This window comes from Mesorhizobium sp. NZP2077, from assembly GCF_013170805.1.
Classification (GTDB): domain Bacteria; phylum Pseudomonadota; class Alphaproteobacteria; order Rhizobiales; family Rhizobiaceae; genus Mesorhizobium.
Genome location: NZ_CP051293.1, coordinates 1,511,052 through 1,527,221, shown reverse-complemented (window position 1 = coordinate 1,527,221; position 16,170 = coordinate 1,511,052). Strand labels below are relative to the sequence as shown.

At 57.9% G+C, this 16,170-nt stretch carries 16 protein-coding genes; 2 read left to right on the top strand and 14 right to left on the bottom strand.

Annotated elements, in window-relative coordinates; translation table 11 throughout:
• Positions 1-2 precede the first annotated feature (2 nt).
• The 4 genes from HGP13_RS07495 to HGP13_RS07480 all read right to left on the bottom strand — a co-directional run bounded on the left by HGP13_RS07495 (position 3) and on the right by HGP13_RS07480 (position 6,147).
• Positions 3-1,151: an acyltransferase gene (locus HGP13_RS07495; RefSeq protein ID WP_281410989.1), complete on the bottom strand. Its 1,149-nt coding sequence runs from the start codon at positions 1,149-1,151 to the stop codon at positions 3-5.
• Between the two features lie 46 nt (positions 1,152-1,197).
• Positions 1,198-2,379 carry an acyltransferase gene (locus HGP13_RS07490; protein ID WP_210266346.1) on the bottom strand — a complete coding sequence of 394 codons (1,182 nt, stop codon included), beginning with the start codon at positions 2,377-2,379 and terminating at the stop codon, positions 1,198-1,200.
• A gap of 323 nt (positions 2,380-2,702) precedes the next feature.
• Positions 2,703-3,362 carry a hypothetical protein gene (locus HGP13_RS07485; RefSeq protein ID WP_172223410.1) on the bottom strand — a complete coding sequence of 220 codons (660 nt, stop codon included), beginning with the start codon at positions 3,360-3,362 and terminating at the stop codon, positions 2,703-2,705.
• A 58-nt stretch (positions 3,363-3,420) separates the two neighbouring features.
• Entirely contained in the window at positions 3,421-6,147 is a 2,727-nt protein-coding gene (locus tag HGP13_RS07480; protein ID WP_172223408.1) for a hypothetical protein, read from the bottom strand.
• A gap of 563 nt (positions 6,148-6,710) precedes the next feature.
• On the opposite strand from HGP13_RS07480, the gene HGP13_RS07475 reads away from it, so the two are divergent.
• A complete protein-coding gene (locus HGP13_RS07475; protein ID WP_172223406.1) occupies positions 6,711-6,890 on the top strand; it encodes a hypothetical protein in 180 nt (59 codons plus the stop codon).
• On the opposite strand, the gene HGP13_RS07470 is transcribed toward HGP13_RS07475, so the two are convergent.
• The 9 genes from HGP13_RS07470 to HGP13_RS07430 form a co-directional block, all read right to left on the bottom strand.
• Positions 6,891-9,524, bottom strand: coding sequence for a hypothetical protein (locus HGP13_RS07470; protein WP_172223403.1), 2,634 nt, complete (start codon positions 9,522-9,524; stop codon positions 6,891-6,893).
• Positions 9,521-9,823 (bottom strand): hypothetical protein, encoded by a 303-nt coding sequence (locus HGP13_RS07465; protein WP_172223400.1) that lies wholly within the window; start codon positions 9,821-9,823, stop codon positions 9,521-9,523. The genes HGP13_RS07470 and HGP13_RS07465 overlap by 4 nt, the downstream gene beginning before the upstream one ends.
• A gap of 367 nt (positions 9,824-10,190) precedes the next feature.
• Positions 10,191-10,478, bottom strand: coding sequence for a hypothetical protein (locus HGP13_RS07460; RefSeq protein WP_172223397.1), 288 nt, complete (start codon positions 10,476-10,478; stop codon positions 10,191-10,193).
• Positions 10,479-10,896: 418 nt separating this feature from the next.
• A complete protein-coding gene (locus tag HGP13_RS07455) occupies positions 10,897-11,421 on the bottom strand; it encodes a hypothetical protein (protein ID WP_172223394.1) in 525 nt (174 codons plus the stop codon).
• On the bottom strand, positions 11,421-11,969 hold the full coding sequence (locus HGP13_RS07450; protein WP_172223391.1) for an HNH endonuclease signature motif containing protein: 549 nt from the start codon (positions 11,967-11,969) through the stop codon (positions 11,421-11,423). Before HGP13_RS07450 ends, HGP13_RS07455 begins: the two co-directional genes overlap by 1 nt.
• The gene (locus HGP13_RS07445; protein WP_172223388.1) at positions 11,969-12,178 is read right to left on the bottom strand and encodes a hypothetical protein; all 210 of its coding nucleotides are present in this window, start codon (positions 12,176-12,178) and stop codon (positions 11,969-11,971) included. The genes HGP13_RS07450 and HGP13_RS07445 overlap by 1 nt, the downstream gene beginning before the upstream one ends.
• A gap of 12 nt (positions 12,179-12,190) precedes the next feature.
• The gene (locus HGP13_RS07440; protein WP_246707432.1) at positions 12,191-12,373 is read right to left on the bottom strand and encodes a helix-turn-helix domain-containing protein; all 183 of its coding nucleotides are present in this window, start codon (positions 12,371-12,373) and stop codon (positions 12,191-12,193) included.
• Between the two features lie 175 nt (positions 12,374-12,548).
• Positions 12,549-13,445 (bottom strand): hypothetical protein, encoded by an 897-nt coding sequence (locus HGP13_RS07435; protein ID WP_172223382.1) that lies wholly within the window; start codon positions 13,443-13,445, stop codon positions 12,549-12,551.
• Positions 13,446-13,539: 94 nt separating this feature from the next.
• Entirely contained in the window at positions 13,540-14,853 is a 1,314-nt protein-coding gene (locus HGP13_RS07430) for a tyrosine-type recombinase/integrase (protein ID WP_172223379.1), read from the bottom strand.
• Between the two features lie 318 nt (positions 14,854-15,171).
• Here HGP13_RS07430 and HGP13_RS07425 point away from each other — a divergent pair, with 318 nt between their 5' ends.
• Positions 15,172-15,762, top strand: a complete 591-nt coding sequence (locus tag HGP13_RS07425; protein ID WP_172223376.1) for a cytochrome b — start codon at positions 15,172-15,174, stop codon at positions 15,760-15,762.
• A gap of 57 nt (positions 15,763-15,819) precedes the next feature.
• On the opposite strand, the gene HGP13_RS07420 is transcribed toward HGP13_RS07425, so the two are convergent.
• Positions 15,820-16,164: a hypothetical protein gene (locus tag HGP13_RS07420; protein ID WP_348647133.1), complete on the bottom strand. Its 345-nt coding sequence runs from the start codon at positions 16,162-16,164 to the stop codon at positions 15,820-15,822.
• Positions 16,165-16,170: the final 6 nt, after the last annotated feature.

Here is a 16,170-nt window from a genome sequence, read left to right as displayed (position 1 = left end):
ACTTAGGCAGGAGCAGCCGCCAATGTCATTTCGGCGGGTGCCGGCTCAATCCTACGTCTTGGCTTGATCGAAAGCTGCCGTCCAATCCAGATGCTGCCCTGCTCGATCACAGCTTCAGAGAAGTGGGCCACCGGTATCGTGCAAAGCGTCACGAGAATGCCTACGGCGATCCCTCCCCATAAAGGGCCGATGCTCATCAGGCCCAAGGCAGGCCGCAATCCGATGAACACCCATATTATGGGAACGTTCAGCAGGTAGAGGCTGTAGCTGATCTTGCCCAGATATAGCGCTGGCGCGGTATTCAGCATCCCCACGATCCCTGTCGTGCCGGCGGATCGATAGCATCCGCCAACCAGAACCGTGCAGAGGAGGACATTCAGCACGTAGCCTTCGAGCGGTGCCGGCGGGATAAACATCTTCAACGCAACAAGCGCAAGGACCGTCGCCGACAGCCAGGCGCCGCCGACTAAGAAGAAAGGCCGAGAAAGCCTTGGGTCAGCAATCACAACACCGGCCATAAACGCTACGAAAGGTCCCCTTAGGGGTGTCAGGTTGAACACCAGTGACGGATGCCACAGAGCATAGAGCCCATAGCAGAGACACAGGAGCGAGCCCGCGAGCCCCAGTTTCCTGCTCACCATGAAAGCGGCGAACAGGAAGGGAATTGCAACGACCTCAGTTTGCAACGTCCAGGTTGCGCCATTGACCTTGGCATCCAGGAAGATCGCATTGCTCGTCAGCTTAGACAAATCGGTAGCGTTGATGAAATGTGGCAACGTGCTGCCTAGGCTAATAGCTACCCAGGACGTGAGAAAACAAAATGCCAAGGCGAAGAAGATGGCCGGATATAACCGACAAAGTCTCTTGATGGCGAAGTTGGCCGAGTCCATCCAGATGCCGTCGTGAAGCCGATCCGCCGATACGCGCAATACCAACCCGCTGAGGACGAAGAAAATAAGAACTGCGTTGGCGCCGCTGAAGATGGAAAGGGCAAGTTTCGCAGGGATATCAACTGGTTCTAAATTCTGCGCAGGGTTTAGGACACTCGCCAGTCGAGGATCAAGCAAAATGGAGTGGTAGAAGATGACCGACACGGCAGCTATGCCGCGAAGACCGTCCAGCGTACCGTTCCTGTAAGAAGTCCCACCCATGTATTGGCAATATCGCGAATCAATTCTGGCGTCTAGGCCGCACTGGTCACTCAGCGGGGACAGGTTCTGGCGGGTGCCTCGTTCGCAACGAAGAAGCCAGCCGCTTGCCCAGGTTGTGGCTGGGTATCTCAACCGTGATGTGCAGCAACCAAGCCAAAGCGATAGCGCCTGCGGTGACGATGGCTAGGCTGACCCAGGCCTTGGCACCGAGATCTAGCAGCACTCGCAGAGCGGCGTATCCGGCAACGCCATGGATGACATAAAGCGGATAGCTGATGTCCGCGAAGAAGTCGCCTATTCGCGTAGACCGAAACACTCGAGGAAAGGTTGCAGCGCTCGCGAATACGATGACAGCGAACCCATAACTCCAGAGCATCGGTAAGAACCCAGCGTCGAGAATGGTGGCAAAGAGCAGGAACAGAGCCGCAGCCCCCAGCACTGCCGCCTCGCCATGGATCGCCTTCTCCCTCAGATAATAAAAGGCTACCCCAATGAACATGAAGATAAGAAACGGCGCGGAATACGAGAATGCCAGGCTCATCCGGTAGATCGATGGCGGACCAAGCGCCAAATCTGCCATATGCCTGCTGCCCCAAAGATCCAGCACTGCCACCACAACAGGAACCACAAAAACCCACGGCGAGCGTCGCCGAAGCAGCACGATCGCCAAGGCACATAGCGCGTAAAATTTCACCTCGATTTCAAGCGTCCAGACAATGCCGTCGATGCTCGGCAACCAAAGAAGATCGCGCAAGCCAGGCACGTAGTGAATGGCGACATCCCGAAGGCCGAACGGCCACGGCACATCGAAATAGCGCCCTACCAACCAGATTGCAGCGAGAGTGACGGAGAACCCAACCATGTAGAGCGGCACGATGCGAAAGAAGCGTCCAACGACAAAGGCCGGCCATGTGGCGTTTCGAAGCGAAAACGGGATGACAAAGCCGCTAACCAGAAAGAACAGAGCAACTCCGAATGCCCCCCAACTGAATTGCGGGACAGTCGTATGAAGCCAGCTCAGATACGTCGGAAAGGCAAATTTATCCAAGGGCAGCGCCGGAGCATGTATGAGGTTGGCAACGCTGTCGCGATTATCTAACCAGAAGGCTCCCGTGTAATGAGAGATCAATACGGAGACGGATGCAATTCCGCGCAAAGTGTTCGCGAATTGAACTCGGTCCGCCCCTGTATTTTCCATGATAGTGCCGTGCCAGAAGCGGACTTCCATTTCAAGGCTTTGCCGGCGTAGTGCACCGTCTTCTTGACTGGCAGGGTACTAGTGTCGATGATCACGGCTGCGCCTCGGTAACGTTACGAATCGTTTCGTTTGCGCTAGCCAACAGGGCGGCGATGATACGTCTGTTAGCCAAAGCCTCGCATGTGAAACGTCCGTGCTTATACAGCCCATGCGCTGGTCCTCTTGGCGCTCCGCCGCCTGCCCCGTGAAACCGGCATACCCTGTGCCCGCGTTTTGCCGGCGCCTTGCAGCCAACTCCAGTTCGTTTGCTGCGGGCCTGGCACCTCGGTGCCGCATGTGCCTTGTCCATGGGGTTACTGGTCATTTTTTTGGCCCACCCCACCCCCGTGGGCGACGTTACCAACGATGGCCTGGCCGCCTTCCTGCACCGTGACGTGCTTCACGATAACCCTCTGCTCGCCCTTGCTACGATACCGCTTCAACGCCTCTACCTGGGCGGCAAATGTCCTGGCGAGCCTATTCATGCTTCGCTCGTAAGCCTCCAGGTGACTGTTGTTCGAGCTGTTCGCGGGCAAGGTCGCCACGAGATTTGCAAACCTCATCATGGACATATGGATGGCCGCCATCTGTGATGCGATCAGAGCTTCGGTCGGGTCTTGCGGGTTGATTCCACGGGCGATCGATACGGCATAGTTCATTGAGTTCGCATCGACGGCGCTGCCGGTTTGCGCCAACCCGGCAAGGTCCTTCAGGAGCCCTTCAAGTAAGGGGAATTCAGTTACCGCGAACGCCTCCATCATCAGATCATAGGCAACGCCTCGGTCTGCATGATCGGGCTGGACACGAGCCTGGACAGTATCTCCGCACTCAACAGCCTCGGTTTTGAGGTAAGGCGCCTTGCGGGTGGCTTCTTTGCGCCGTCTTAAGGAGGACAGCGCTGCCTCTTCGCGGGGTGTCGGCTCGTAGGCCTTCACCACGCTGGTGGTCACTTTGAGATTATGAACCTTACCCATCAGTGATGCTTTCAGAACATGAGGCGTATTCGCATTTTGATGTGATGTCATCAATTTGCTAGTGCACCATCTTCTTGGCTGCGAGTGTCCCGGTGTAGGTAATCACCACCGCCTGCCCCGGATCGAGGTCAACTGTCATGGGGACATTCGCGGCCAACGCCGCCGGCAAGATCGACGTGCCACCACTTTGCGTAATCGCTGAAATACCGGTCGAAGCGCTGAAGTACAGCGTCTCAGGAGAAGCCCCAGCAGTGTAGGTGTACGGGCTGGCACTGGTGGTGACTGAGGCGGCGCCGACTGGATTGTAGCCAGTGATATCCTTGATCACGTTGCCTGCACCGGAGGCGGTGTTTGAAACAGCGGTCGTGTTGCCATTCATGCTGCCCCCAAGGAATTTCACATTAGCGGAGGTGCCTTGGATGGCCAGGCCGAAGCCGTTCGTATTCGTCACGGTGCCAGTAAAGGTGATCCGATTGTTGGCATTCACGGCGGCGATAACAGATCCCGTCATGTTATAAGCCAGCGTCGTTCCAAAGGTCAGGTCTGTGCAGGTGTCGAGATAGAGTCCCTGAGCGCCCGCCGCCGCGCCGGTAACGCCCGTGTTTCCGTTTATGAGGGTATTGGCAAAAACCCCCTTTGACACAGTCGTCAATAGGATGCCCAAGCCGTTGCAAAGCGATGTCTCAAGGTAGTTCGAGAACATATAGGAAGCGGCGTTGATGAAAATGCCCACGCCCAGATAACTGTCTACGAACACCCGCGTGAGCCAAAGCGCCTGGCCATTGTTGATAACAATGCCGTACAGAGAACCGTTATAGGCGCGGGTGCCGGTTCCCCAGCCCACCACATCGACGCGCTCCAGTTCCAGCCCCGCGAAGTCCTCTAGGCGGATACCTTCCCAAGCTACAGGGGCGCTGTCCTGCGTAAAATCCACATTAGTCGACCTGATCAGGAAGAACCCCCGCGACCGGCGAATATACATCTGGCGCCCGCGCGTCTTCCACGCCATGCAATCATCGATGATGACATCAACGACATAGTTCGTAGCGTGCACTTCGTCGCCGATCGCTTCCACGCAGTTGGCGAAGCGAAGCTTTGAGAAGCGGACTCGATATACAGGGGTGCCAGAGTTGGTGCCGAACCGTATGGCCGTAGAAGATGCCCCGGAACCGGTCATATCGATGCTGACGTTGTGGATGCCGCTGGTGAGGTCGAAGCCAGTAAGCCGGAAAAGTGACGTCGTCGCAGTCGACAGGAGGAGTACTTGGCTCTCTCCCAAGATCACCTGTCCTGTGCCCACCGGGATCTGGTTTGTCCCAAAATGGTAACCGGCGGCGGTCCACGGTATCCATACTTGCTTGCCAGTTGCCAGGGCGTTGGTGAGTGCCGTAGCGTTGATCGAGGCATTCGAGATATTCCCATCACCGATGGCGCCATAATCAACAATTGATACAAAGTCGGAAGTCTTGCTTTGCCACGTCCTTGTGGTCGGGCTGGAGCCGACAGGCTGCATAAAGCCTTGATAGCTTGATGCTGAAGCGCCATTGCCCATAAGCGCAAAGCCGCTAGTACCAAGTGCGAGGTTGGCCAGAGGAAGCACGCCGGTATTCGCAAACGTGTCGACGGCCGCAGCGCGGGTGATAGCGGCCCATGATGTCAAATTGGCACTGGCCGGCTGATATGTTCCACTGCCGCCAAACTGGGTCCAGGTGATCGCAGTAGTACCGATCGTACCGCCTGCATTCGAGGTGCAGACCCAAGCGGTATCAGCGTTTGACGTACCTTCCTCGACCCACACGTTCGCGCCGGGAACCTCAGTCCACGAATCCATGTCGCTGGCGCGCGTCCATGTGCCAGCAGCCACCACGTAAATGCCATTCTGCGATGTAGTGGTCTGGGTTTTGACCAGTACCCGGTCACCGGCGATGGCACTGACGCCATCAATGGTTTGCGTCGCGGAAAGCGTAATGTTGGCCGTGGTCGCGAGACGCGCGCTTGGCTTCACATCAAGTCCGGCGGCCACGTTATCAACGTATTGTTTCGTCGCGGCTTCAAGAGACCCGACTGGATCTTGGCCGAGCGTAAACGTGCCCGACATCACCGCGTTGGTATTGAAGACGCTGCTGCCCGTGCCCGTCTTCGTCGTCAGCAGCGAAAGGAAATTGGCCGAGGACGGAGCCGCCGCGAAGGTATCGAAACCTGTGGCCCGAGTGACGCTGGCCCACGAGGTGAGATCGCTGTCGAGGGGCTGGTACGCGGCGGATATCTGGGCAGTCGTGGAATAGCTCGACGGATTGACGGCAGACCAAGCCGTCAGGTTTGGCGAATAGGGCTGTACAGTGCCACCAACGATGATTGCCGGGTCAGATAGGATGTAGAACGCGCCGTTGTACCAGAAGGAGTGATCATTCCCGGCAAACAGATCGCCAGCCGCGAGTGGCACATAGCCGGACCCACCAGCCTTGACGATCGTGCGTGGATTGGTGCTGCCGAATTGCAGAGTAGGCGTGGTGCCGACGTTCGAACGATCAATGCGAACAGTGAGGAGTTCATAGAGATTGATCTGGTCAACGCCGACTTCGGTCTGGACAACGTAATTATCGCCAGATCCCGTGGTCGCATAGACCGGGTTGATCTTGTTCCAGAAGCGCTTGGTTGCGCCCATCATCATGCGGCCCGTCTGGTCTACATACGCGGGCATGCTGCCTTGCGGCCAACCGGCAGGAACAGGCTCACTGTTTCGGTCGTCGCGCTCGGACCAGGCTACGTCTGCAATATCGGGCATTTTTGGCGCACTAGGCTCCTGTTATTAGTCAGGACCAATGGACCACGCGCACGAGCTTTTGAGGATTGGAAGCGTGTATACTTGTGTGAACCTCTGTGCCCGCGTTTAGCCTCTGGAAGGATAAAAACTCGTCGCCGGCTGTTGCTTCTAGTTAGTGCCACTGTTGCTGGACGCGTAGAAATTATTGGTGCTTTCCAGCAGGAAGTCGAATTGCTCATTTACAATGATGAATGAGCCAGTTTGCAAAGGCCTCCTTCGGTTCGTCTCAATCTTGTGAAATTGCGGGTTTCGTATTAAATGCGCGGCATGCGCAAAATTCTTCTGGCAGTTTTTTTCGGATGGTTTCCCACTTCTGGACTAGCTGAAGATCAGTCCCTACCGACGCAATCTTGTTGGACGATAAGCCGTCCGCAAGTCGCGACCAGTGCCAATGCCGTCCTGCTACTCAATCAATGCACGGGCATAACTTATGTTTTAGGGTCTTCTGACCAACAAGGCGGCTTCGCATGGGAATGGCATCCCGTGGGTGTCGCTAACACTCCAGCCGTTTTCAAGATCAATTGATGCGCCGCGCCCTAGCTTATGCGCTTTGCACCGCCGGCATGATCGGGGTGTATTTCATCGTCGTTTTTTTGGTTACCGGTATCAGCCGGGATTTCGGATATGGCGCGGCGGTCGGATTTATGATCTGCGCTCTTCTGTTCTGGATAAACGAGCGCATCGATAGACGCGCGCGCCGGTAGTCACTGTTGCAGCAGTTTGTTCGGCCTGACCGTTAGTTCCAAGGGCTGGCGCTGATTTACCTGGGGCACCGCAACACCCTGCGGCACTGACCTGAGCAGGTAATTCCCCAAATCAGGGGCGCCCGTCCCAAGCGCGTTTTGAACCATCTTGTTGCCGAGGTATGGGCTGCGCAGAACCGTCCCAAGGCCGCGCGATGCAATTCCGCTGGCGACGGCACCACCAATTGCGTACGGGATCGCAGCGGGGTTAGTTGCCAAGCCCCAAGCGCCGGCGCCACTTAGCAGAGGGTTATTTAGCAACATCGAGCGTTCAGCCGTACCGCTGGAAGGGGCTTCCTTCAGGAACTGCTGACCAATGCGCCCGAGGTCAACGAGATCGGCACCTTTGCCATAGGCCGCATTGCCATAGGATTTCGCAGCCTGGGTCATCAGAAGCGCAGGCGAGATGTCACCGGTCGTGGATTTGGTGGCAAGCGGCTCGACTGTTTTCAGCGCCTTCCATTGCGAGCGTGCTGTGCGTAGATCCGACAGAACATCGGCGGGCGCCGAGCGCTCTAAGGTGCCGTCAATGGCCTCCCTGATCTGGCTCGCAGAATAGCTGACGTTCGGGTCTGCGGAATTGATCAGGCGATCGAGGGGGGCGCCTTTGCGGGTGATCGCCTGATAAGTCTTGCCGTCGATCGCATTGCCGCCGTCCTTGTACTGCTTGACGAGCGCGAGAAGCTGGTTGCGGAGCGGAGTGACTTCGGACGGCTGAAGCGTCTGCTGGGCCTCGTTATAAATCTTCAGGATATCGGTCTGAAGCTGACCATCCGCCTTGATGGTTGGCGTGCGCGTGGCCACACTGTCGAAAACACTGCCGATGCGGCTTTTCGCAGCGTCGATGACTTCCGGCGTAACGGCCTTCGCGGTCTCGCCGAAGGAATTGGCCACGGCGCTGTTGAAAGCCGTCTGCTGCGCTTCCTTTGCCGCTGTGCCGCCACTAAACGGCAGGCGGTTCACAACGCTATCCAGAAACTTGATCGTCGGGTTGGTCGAAAGCTGTCCGGGGCCGATATCAATGCCGAATTTGTTTTTGGCGAGTTGAGCGAGCTGGGCAACGCGCTGCGGGACACTCCCGCCGCCGATGAGCTTGTTGACGCCCGCGCCAATAGCCTTCCCTGCGATAGGCATTGCGCCTCCGAAAAGCAGGCCAGTCGCCGCGCCGCGCTTTATAGCTTCAGGATCGCCACCAGACCGAACCCCCGCGTCGCCGCCACCAATGACGGCACCAGACGCAGCACCAAGAGCCGTGCGCGCGCCAATGCTGCCAGACATACCAAGCGCGGTGCCGAGAGCAGGAAAAGCCGCCGCTGCCCCGCCCATCGCACCAATACCGCCAGCAAGTTGAGCGCCAGTCGAAAGCACCGGATGTGCCGCCTGAAACTGCTGATCCTGTCCATTCTGCTGATTGAGCGAATTCTGATAGCGCTCGCCGAACGTGCCGCCCTGAAGCTTCCACGAATCCGGCAACAACGGATTGATCGCAGGGGCAATCGCGGCGTTGGTCGCGGCATCCATGCTGTTCAGCGCACCGCCGATGATAGGCACGCCCGTGCCGACCTGGCGGATGAGGTTGTTCCCCATCGACACAACTGGACTGCCGTATTTGTCGGCGAGGCCAATACCCTTGTCTATCGCGCCGCCAATGGTCTGCCCGATTGACCCAGACGACTCGGCGGGTGTAGCGGCTACGGCAGCGGCGGGTTCAGCAGCAGCAGCGTCATCCAAATTGATGCCGAACGCCTTGAGGGGGTCGACTTCCTGCGACGCGGGCGCTTGCGGTTGTGGCGCTACCGCGTTGTCATCCAGTTTAATTCCGAAGGCAGCAAGCGGATCAGCGTCTGGCGCGGCCACAGGCGGCACAGAAGCGGCTTGCGGTGCTGCCGGGGCTGATGCCTGCGGTGCGGGCTGCTGATCACCTAGGAGCGGCTGGAAATTGGCTTGCTGACCGCTGAAGGGCGGCGGGACATAGTTGACGCTCTGGACCGGGTTGGCAGGCTCACCTTGAGCCAACTTGTTCACGGCGCCGACTGCCGGCGATGTAGCGCCCTGGCTTGCAAGCGCCAGCGCAGTTGACCGCTGATCCGCAGGTACCGTAAGATTTTCGAGGCCTTGCGGCTTGTGGTTGGCCATCTGATAAAGCGCGGCTTGCTTATCGGTCAGGCCCTTGTCCCAAGATCCGCCAGCCATTCCGAGGCCGTTTCCGCCGCCAAGGTCGAAATGCATGAGGTCCATGGACCCATATTTGCCCTTGCCCCCGCCGAAATAGCCGCCCCAACGGAATTGATCCGCCAGTTCGGGATATTTCTCCTGTTGAACCTGGCGCGCGGCCTGTGCAAGCTGCTCATAGGTCTGGAATGTAGCTGGCGTCTGATAATTGGGCAGCGGCTTGCCGTCAGGGCCAATGATCCTGATATCGGTCGCTTCGCCCTTGCCATGAAAACGCGGATCTCCCGGACGATAGCCGGAATAGGCTTCCACCTGCATACCCGTGCGGGCGGCTGCCTCTTTCAGGATATCGATCAAAGCCGGATTTACCTTGCCAGCGCCACGCGCCACAAAGTTTCCGACTTCGGAGAATTGACCCGTCATTCTGAAACCCTCCAGCCGGGGGGCGAGCAGATCCCCAGTTTGTGCGCGGTATTAAGCGAGGCAACTAGGCGCGTCTTTTCGGCAGCCGAGAGCGAATCGAAGTAGCGCTGCCGATCCTGCTGCCCGAGCAAGTCGAAGGCATAGGCGACGGGGTCCTGTTCAAGGCTCCAGGCCGCAAGCCAATTCAAAAAATCGTGCTCGTCCTCACCCGATAGCTCGAAGGCTCGGGCCTGTGCGATGCGCAAGCGCTCCAGGATGGCGGCATCCTTGGTCGACGAATTGCCCGCCTCTTTCAGCACAGGGAATCCGTTTATCGGCTGAGACTGGCCCATTGGTCAGCGTGCCGCCATGTCGCCGGGATGGAACACGCCGCTGAAATGGCCGCCCGCGTCGCGGAGCTTCTCCGCTGTAGCGCGCAAAACTAGCTCATTTACGGATATGCCACGTCTGGCGGCGGCATCGAAAAGAGCTTCCCTGAAGCCAGACGTAACCCGGCCGCCATTGAGGGCAACGGGGACGATTTCATCGGCTACGGGCCGCGATCTGCTTTCAGAAATGACATTCATTTTGGCGAGCAGCGCTCCCTGTTATCAGACAGGGAAATTAGACCACGCTGGAAGGCCCTTGAGGATTGGAAACGTGTGCCCTTGTGTGTACCTCTCTGATCTATTCGGGGACGCCAATCTCGCGGATGTAGCGCAACACGTCAGGGTGACTGCGTTCCCCATTGCGGAGGAGTTCAAGGGCGACTTCGTCGTTTTGCAGCACCATCAGCAGGGCGATCCGGCTGATCTCTATCGGCCCTCCCTTTTTCGCTTGTCTGCCTATGCCATCGTTCTTCACCCATCCTCGAATTGTCTTCTCCGTTCGCTTGGCGTAATGGGCCGCCTGGCTTACGGAGAAAATCTCGTCGCGACGCATCAGAACAGCTTTGGGCTTGGGAACGCTGTTCATCGATAGGCCCCCGCCCGGATAATGGCCGCTTGACGGCAAGCCTCGATCGCCTCGATCGCTGAAAGGCAAAACCGGTCCCGCAACTGAGGCAATACAGCCGCAGCACTATCGGCGTTTCCCGCAGCAAGCCACTCGGCGGCTAGTTTGGCTGTAAGGTCGTCGGTGGCAATTTCTGAAACAGAAGCTATCCGATTGGCCGAGGCCTCGAAGATTGAAACGCTAACGTTCGGTCCTGGCTCTTCTTCTCTCCTAAGCCCTTCGACGCTGGTGACGCTCTCGGCTTTCGCGATTTCCTCCGGTCTAAGGTCTCGGTCTAAGGTCTTGGTCTTGGTCTTGGTATGTGCACACGGTGTCACACGGTGTGAAACCACCCCTACAGACTGTCCACACACTGTCACGACACGGTGTCCACACGGTCTCATTGGCCACCTCGCATCAGTCGGGTGCCCATCAGCCGCGACGTGTCGCCGATGATCTGGGAGACCGACTTTGAGTTGCCGGCGGCCTTGGCGGCCTTATCCGCAGCCTTCTGCGCCTCACGTAGAATCCTGGCATCGTTGGCCTCATCGAACGCGGCCACCGCCTTCTCTCGTAGATTGTCGCTTTCGATCGCCTGGAGCCGGCGGCGCGTGCCGGTGGCATGGTCATCGTTTGCCGGCGGGTTATGTCGAAACCACCGCTCTATCAGGATCACGTCGCCATCGGGATCATGGTCGATTAGCCCTACCTCGATGAGTTCCCTGAGAACGCTGGCGTATGCTGCATCTGTCCAGCACAAATCGGCGCAGGCATAGCCGCGCGGGAGTTCGTAAACACCCGCGCTCGTGACATGTGCATTGCTCAGCAGGTAGAGGAAGCCGACCTTGGCTTCGTCAGGCAGGCCGATGAAACGGCGGGACCGCCAAACGGCCGGCGCAACTTTGGTGAAGGTGCGGGCGCTCATCAGACTGCCCCCTCGCACGAAGGCGCAGCGGCGAATTCGCCATAGTGGTGGCGTTCTGCTTCTCGCCGAGCTGATATCGCCTCGGTCTTGTCCCGGAAGTGGCCGAGTTTAACGATCTGGTTGTCGAGACCGATAAACGCCTGCCATTTATTTCGGCTGGCGATAAAGGACACGCCAACCGTGCCACTCGTGTTGGATTTCCCCGGCTTGCGATTCCTGGCATTTTGCAAGGGGGTGGCTTCGCGGAGATTTTTCCACCGATTGTCGGCTCGCATGCCGTTTCGGTGGTCGACAAGATGCTTCGGCCATTTGCCCGTCATCATCAGCCAGATGACGCGGTGCGCCCTGTACAGCCGATAATCGATCTCAACTTGGGTGTAGCCTTCACTCGTGCGAGTGCCCGCGAGCGCGCCACTACGGCATCCCCTGGCCACCCGCCAGTTGAGGGCGCCGGTTTCGGGATCGTAGATCAGCAATTCGCGGGCACGCTCGGCAGTGAGTGCCGGCATTCTTTTCCGATATTCGGCAATGCTTGTTTTCCTAGCCATCAGCGCACCAACCCTGCCAGGCGGCAGACCTCGAAAGCGGTGGCCGGAGGAACCTGAAAACGGCTTGAGATCTTGGCGACGGCGTAAGAGCCGTCATCGATCTCGATTGCCGGATAGGTTTGATTTTGATAGAAGGATGCCGCGACAGCAATTCTATCTACGGGACCGGTCAGCCTGCCAGGGCTGGCCGTTTCCATTTGGAGGGTCATTGGATTGCCCTCCTATGCTGCTACGGAAGTTGATTTGCGGCGGTGGCCCTGCATCCAGGAATCTAGGTCGGAGGGGCTATAGACCACCGTGCGGCCGAGCTTGATGTACTCGGGTCCATCCCCGGTCAGTCGAAGCTTTTCGAGGGTTGAGACTGAGAGACCGACGTGAAGCGCTGCACCATCGGTGCGTAGCATCTTACGGCTGTCTTGGGTGTTCGAGGCGTCCATTTCTTTCTCCGTGCAACGCCGCGAAAGAGCGGCTAACACTCTGAAAGTGAACGGATTCATTGATGATGGCTATTTACGCCACTCAATTGGTGGCGGATGCTGGAGTGAGACGGCGGAAGGGTGGCGGAAGGGTGGCGGACGGCTATGCGCCCTTTGCCGCTTTACGCGGAAACAACGCCGGGCGACCCGACCATACCTCTTTTCTTAACTTTGGAATCGAAACGCCAGGAAACTCTTGTCGCGCCATGGCTTCAAATTCCGCCTGGGTGAAGATCCGGCGTTGATTGTTTTCAACCGAGTTGAACAGCTCAGTGGCCCAAGCAATCAGTTTTTCTGTCTTATAGTCCGTCTTAGTGGTTCTGTCGGGTTCCGGCCTTGAGGCATCCGCAAGTAATCGTGAATAACCGTCGAGGCTATCCCTACTGAAAAAGATATATTGGTGCCCGTCACCACCAACAACGCTATAGCCAAACGGATTGTTCGGACTCATTTGACACCAAAAGAATCGGTTAGCGGCATGTTCTGTATGCCAGACGTAATTGGGAAGAGGATCTCCAATTCGGCCCCCCGCTTTAGGACGTAGCGCAGAAATTAGGTGCCCTTCCGCGCATGCCGATATGATTGAAGCAATGGCGTCGTTGAGACGTTTTTGGGCGCTCACCAATTTCTGGTTGGCCGCTTCGGCGAGTTCTATCCCGACTTGCCACTCTTCCGTGGAGAAACTCAGCGGCTCAGGGCCGTGAGGCCCATATACGACGGGCTTCCTTTCAAACTCCGGTCGGAATTTCCGCAGCAGCGCGTTGATCGTCTCCTTAACTGTTCTCGAAGCGACTGCTTGTGAAGGTGCAAAGGTGCTGCCGTTGGGCAGAACGGTTCTACGCAAATCTAGGGGATTTGCGGTCGTTGGCTCGGTACCAGTCCAAGCATCCCCGTGTATTACTTTGCCCACCTCGTGAACGGCGCGCGCAGCGAATACATAGCCGGGGACGTTGTTAGGCCAAAGTGCCGAATTGCCCCAAAATTGGATACGCTCCTGCATCGCTGCACCTTTGCGATTGCACCGTGAGGGCCGCAGGGAAACCGATGGTGCTAACCGGCTTGTCGGATGGCCGTCCTATCCCTGCGGGTTCATTTCACGCCTTGTCGGCGCGTATTGGTATGACGTTGTTCGCCGGCGCCGCGCCCTCACCCATGGCAGCGGCGATGGACGCGCCGATTGTATTTGACGCGCGTCGCAACGGATCGGCATCGAGATGAGCATAGCGCTGCGTCGTCGCGGCCTGGGTATGACCCAACAGTTTTCCGATTATGGGGAGACCCATTCCGCCGCCGGCACCGAAGCTGGCAAAATTGTGCCGCAGATCATGTAGCCGGAGATCCGTCAGGTCTGCATGCCGAGTAATCATCGCCCACGGACGTTTCAGGTCGGACCGTGGCTTCTCGTCTTCAGTTCCAGCCGCGTCACCGGCAATGACGTACCGCCCGACACGCATGAGACTGGATAGGACGACCATTGCGGGCGCGTTCAGCACAATCGTCTTTTTGCCAGTCTTGGAATCCGCCAACAGCAACAGGCCGCGATCGAGGTCAACTTGTGACCATTCCAGATTCAGGATTTCACCCAGCCGGGCTCCGGTGAAGATAAGAAGGCGCACGGCCGCCGCCGCGTGAGCCCCTATGATGGTTTCGCGTTTTTTCTTCGGCACGTGCTTGGACTTCTTCGTGGGATCGATTTCCCACGAAATGCCCACTGTCTCCGCTACCCGGATTGCCTCCCCGAGGCGCTCCATCTCGTCACCAGATAGAAGACGTTCGCGTGAGGCTTCCGAATATTTCTCAATGCCCTTTGCGGGGTTGTAGCCTTCAGGCACTAAGCCGTGCTTTCCCGCGAAAGCGTACATCGACCCTACCACCGCGACCATACGGTTTGCCTGGAATGGTGTGTGGCTCCACGTGAGATGCAACTTGGCCAAATCGGAACGTGTGAGTTCCTTTGCTTTCTTGGAACCGAGCGCCGGCTTTACGATGCGGTTCAAGATGTCTTCGTAGAGATCCTTGGTGCTGGCCTTTTTCTTCGCCGTCACATGCTTATCGATAAAGTCGGAAATTACCTCCGCCACCGTAGCGGCTTGGCGGTGGTCAATTTTCGCGGCTTGCGGGTCCTGCCCTAGTTTGGCTTGCGAGCGCAGCTTGTCCGCAATCTTGCGGGCCTGGTCAGGAGTGAACTCATCCGCTCTGCCGATCGTGACACGCTTGGTGCTGGCCTTCCTGCCACCGCCGTCAACTTTGTATTCGAACACCCAGGACTTTTGCCCAGACGGAAAAACGCGCAGACCAAACCCCTTGATGTCGGCATCGAACAGCACATACCGGACATCGCGAGGCGAGGCGGCATCGACCGTTCGCTTTGTAAGTTTAAGTTTGCTCTTGATCACCGAAACGGCCATTTCGATCTGGGGTCGTCACCGGGGCGTCACCAAAACGGCAAACCCCAGGAAACAGGAAGAAAGAACATACCGTGAAATGGAATTGACATCAATGGTTTGTGGATACACACGGAAAGAGGCCGAAACGTCGCGCAACTCGTGCCGTGAAATTCCTAATCTGTAGGTCACAGGTTCGATTCCTGTCGGGATCACCACGCATTTTCAATGGCTTAGCGAAGAAATACCGTACCTTTTTTGCGAAATCAGGTCCGTTGGGGAGGTCGAAGACATCACGCCCTCATGCGCACCGTTGATAGACGTCGAGCCGTCGAGTGAGAGGTGCCTAGCCCGCATTGGCATTTCGGCATTCGTCTGCTGCATTGGCTGACGGTGATCGCGCTCGCGGCGCAGATCGCCATTGCCTTCGGACCGATGAGAGGGCCGGGGATGACGATGATGAACTGGCTGCCGCTTCACATGTCGATCGGCGTGACCATCCTGGCCATCATCGTCCTCAGGCTTTGCTGGCGCAGCTCCACCCAGGCCCCTGTCCGGCCAACCTCACGGTTCGTGCGGTTTGCGACGGCTTTCTTCCATATGTTTCTCTACATCACGATCCTCGCCGTCCTGATAACGGGATGGCTGGGCTACCGGCCAATGCCCTTCATGCCTCCCGCACGGCTTTTCGGAAGCCTGCCTGTACCGTTGGCGCCATCCGTCGGCGCGCTATCGGCAAGGGGCTTCGCGTTCGTCCATGCCAAGCTGGTCTGGATAATGCTTGGACTTACCGGCATTCACGTCCTGGGTGCCCTGGCGCATTTCGTTTTGTTGCGCGATAGTGTCGTGCAAAGCATGATCGTCGGCCGTTCGAACACTGCCTCTCGGAATGACCGGCTGATCAAGCCACCGCCCACAAGCCTCCCGCAATGATCACCGCATAGCGTGCGGCCTTGCCTATCGCCACAAGAGCGACGAACACGCCGAGGTTCACGCGTGCGGCGCCCGCCGCAAGCGTGAGAGCATCTCCGACAACCGGCAGCCACGCAAACAATAGTGTCCATTCGCCAAAGCGCCGGAACGTTGGCATGCCTGCTCATAGCGATCGGGAGTGACGGGAAACCAGCGCCTGTTCCGCAGCGTGTCGATGCCACGCCCCAGAATCCAGTTCACCACGGAGCCGAGCGTATTGCCGATCGCGGCAACGGCAAGGAGCAGCACGGGATCACCACGGCCGGAGACGACAAGGCCGGCAAGCACCGCCTCCGACGAGACCGGCAGGACGGTTGCGGCGAGGAACGCGCTGATGAACAACGCGCCATAGAGCGCCACCACGCCGGA

Bases quoted from the DNA above. Each gene is read 5' to 3' on its own strand.
- HGP13_RS07430 (WP_172223379.1), bottom strand. From the start codon at position 14,853: ATGGCCGTTTCGGTGATCAAGAGCAAACTTAAACTTACAAAGCGAACG.
- HGP13_RS07470 (WP_172223403.1), bottom strand. From the start codon at position 9,524: ATGACGGGTCAATTCTCCGAAGTCGGAAACTTTGTGGCGCGTGGCGCT.
- HGP13_RS07445 (WP_172223388.1), bottom strand. From the start codon at position 12,178: ATGACCCTCCAAATGGAAACGGCCAGCCCTGGCAGGCTGACCGGTCCC.
- HGP13_RS07495 (WP_281410989.1), bottom strand. From the start codon at position 1,151: ATGGGTGGGACTTCTTACAGGAACGGTACGCTGGACGGTCTTCGCGGC.
- HGP13_RS07455 (WP_172223394.1), bottom strand. From the start codon at position 11,421: ATGAGCGCCCGCACCTTCACCAAAGTTGCGCCGGCCGTTTGGCGGTCC.
- HGP13_RS07435 (WP_172223382.1), bottom strand. From the start codon at position 13,445: ATGCAGGAGCGTATCCAATTTTGGGGCAATTCGGCACTTTGGCCTAAC.
- HGP13_RS07440 (WP_246707432.1), bottom strand. From the start codon at position 12,373: ATGCTACGCACCGATGGTGCAGCGCTTCACGTCGGTCTCTCAGTCTCA.
- HGP13_RS07485 (WP_172223410.1), bottom strand. From the start codon at position 3,362: ATGGGTAAGGTTCATAATCTCAAAGTGACCACCAGCGTGGTGAAGGCC.
- HGP13_RS07475 (WP_172223406.1), top strand. From the start codon at position 6,711: ATGCGCCGCGCCCTAGCTTATGCGCTTTGCACCGCCGGCATGATCGGG.
- HGP13_RS07490 (WP_210266346.1), bottom strand. From the start codon at position 2,379: ATGGAAGTCCGCTTCTGGCACGGCACTATCATGGAAAATACAGGGGCG.
- HGP13_RS07480 (WP_172223408.1), bottom strand. From the start codon at position 6,147: ATGCCCGATATTGCAGACGTAGCCTGGTCCGAGCGCGACGACCGAAAC.
- HGP13_RS07460 (WP_172223397.1), bottom strand. From the start codon at position 10,478: ATGAACAGCGTTCCCAAGCCCAAAGCTGTTCTGATGCGTCGCGACGAG.
- HGP13_RS07450 (WP_172223391.1), bottom strand. From the start codon at position 11,969: ATGGCTAGGAAAACAAGCATTGCCGAATATCGGAAAAGAATGCCGGCA.